General features: G+C 70.3%; 2 protein-coding genes. One reads left to right on the plus strand and one right to left on the minus strand.

Features of this window, described 5'->3' with window-relative positions; genetic code table 11:
- Window positions 1-333: IS30 family transposase (locus Ae331Ps2_RS33500; protein ID WP_217695647.1), on the plus strand; the 333-nt coding region annotated here is incomplete at its 5' end.
- A 181-nt stretch (window positions 334-514) separates the two neighbouring features.
- Here the strand turns inward: Ae331Ps2_RS33500 and Ae331Ps2_RS22450 are convergent.
- Window positions 515-1,624 (minus strand): ROK family transcriptional regulator, encoded by a 1,110-nt coding sequence (locus Ae331Ps2_RS22450; RefSeq protein WP_075306663.1) that lies wholly within the window; start codon window positions 1,622-1,624, stop codon window positions 515-517.
- Window positions 1,625-2,022 lie beyond the last annotated feature (398 nt).

The following is a 2,022-nucleotide window of genomic DNA, read 5'->3' on the forward strand; positions in this document are numbered from 1 at the left end:
GTCATCGCCGCCACCAGTGGCCTGCCCGCCCACATGCGGGCCTCGCTGACCTGGGACTGCGGGGCGGAGATGGCCGGCCACGCCGCCGTCACCAAGGGGTCGATGCCGGTGTACTTCGCCCACCCGCACTCGCCGTGGGAACGCGGCAGCAACGAGAACCTCAACCGCATCGTGCGCGAGTACTTCCCGAAAGGCACGGAAATCACCTCGGACCCGAAGTATCTGGCGATGGTGGCTTGCGATATCAACGACCGACCCCGTAAGATCCACAACTGGAAGAAGCCCTCCGAGATATTCGCCGAACTCGTTGAGCTAGATGCTTCGACCGCCTGAATTCGCCCTCGGCAGTCGACTTCGTCGCTCAGATGAAGCAGAGGTCGATCGCTTTCTGGAAGAACCACGGCTGACGGCGACAATCGTTTCGGGGTCGCCCGCGGTCCGACGGTGGCGATTCTGCTTCGTGTCCTCCATGTCGCTCCACTGTCCACAGCGGTCGGTCCCCGGTGGTGCCGGTTCAGATCGCGGCGCGGCGGGAGAGCGCGGTGGCGCCGGCGCTCTCGGCGTCGGGAAGAGCACCGGTGATGATCTCCAGCCCACGGACGGCTGCCGGGCCGGCGTGGTCCCGGAGCGTGGCGGTCATGGCCCTTCTGATCTCGTCGTCGAACGGGCGGAGAGCCGAGTCGATCACGATGGCCTGTGGCTCGAGGATCGCGCAGGTGGGTGCGAGGAGACGGCCGAGAGTGGTGCCCAGCGCGCGTCGCCCGCGCCGCGACAGGGGACGGCCGTCCCGGTCGGCCTCATCGGTGGCGACGTCCTCCGAGTCACGCTGACGGGGGATCTCGGCTCGTGTCGGGCCCAGGACGCTGCCCAGGCACCCCCGCCTGCCACAGAGGCACGGCGGGCCGTCCTCCTCGACGTGCAGGTGCGCGATGGATCCGGTGAGCTCCCGCCCGCTGCGGCGGACCGTGCCGTTCATGACCACTGCGGCTCCGATGCTGTTCCGCGAGCACTTCAGGTACACGAACTCCGGGTTCCGGCGGGCCGCGCCGAACTCGAACTCCCCGAGCGCGGCCAGGCTGGCGTGGTAGGCGACGAGCGCGGGTCGGTGGGCCTCGCCGAGGACGCCGGCCCGCGTGCGGTCCGAGAGCGCCTCCTCGACCAGGGTGGTCATCGAGATCTGTCCCTCGGGGTCGGGGAAGCAGGGGACGCCGACCACCACGCGCTCGAGGACGGGGGTGAGTGGGGTGCGCACCTCCGCGAGGAGCTCGTCCAGGAGAGCGCGCGCGACGGGGAGCACACTGCCCTCCGCGAGCTGCGCCAGGCTTCTCCGCCCGCTGCCCCACTGCTTGGCGTCGGAGTCGTGGAGGGTCACCCGCACGTGGTGGCGGTGGACGATCACCGCCGCGACGAGGCGGACGGCCTCGCTGGCACGCAGCAGCATCGCCGGTCGGCCCCGTCGGTGGGTGGGTCGGGTGGGGTTCTCCTCCACCCTGCCGTCCGAGACCAGGGACGCGACCGCGGCGGTGACGGTGGTGCGGGGCAATCCCAGCAGCTCAGCGATCTGTGACCGGGTCACATTGGGGTGTTGCTGGATCGAACTGAGCACCAGTTCGCGATTGCGCATGCTCCCTCACCTACTGCTGGCTGTTGGACGGGCCGGACTCACCCCTCGGGCGGGCGGACGGGGCCGTGGGGCATCCGGGCATCGCTCGGCGCGGCTGAGCCGGGCCCGGGGCTGAGCTCAGCTCAGGCTGCACGGCGGTCGTCGTCGGCAGGTCACGGAACTGTCCTAGCCGTGTCACAGCGATGTCGCCGATGTGACAGAACTGCAGCCGGTGAAGGACCCGGCACGCCGGGTCACCGTGCTTCCCACGGTCAGAACCCGTGAGCGGCGTAGGCCGCGAACGACACGGGCACGGTCTCCACGTCCGCGCAGAGCTGTCGCCGGGTCAGCGGCCACTGGTAGAGGGCGTGCACTCGTTGCCCCGTCGCCCGCACCGCCCGTGCCAGGTTCGCGGCGGC

The sequence above is a fragment of the Pseudonocardia sp. Ae331_Ps2 genome, from assembly GCF_001932405.1.
Taxonomy (GTDB): Bacteria; Actinomycetota; Actinomycetes; order Mycobacteriales; family Pseudonocardiaceae; genus Pseudonocardia.

Coding starts and splice junctions, on each gene's coding strand:
- Ae331Ps2_RS22450 (WP_075306663.1), bottom strand. CDS start 1,624: ATGCGCAATCGCGAACTGGTGCTCAGTTCGATCCAGCAACACCCCAAT.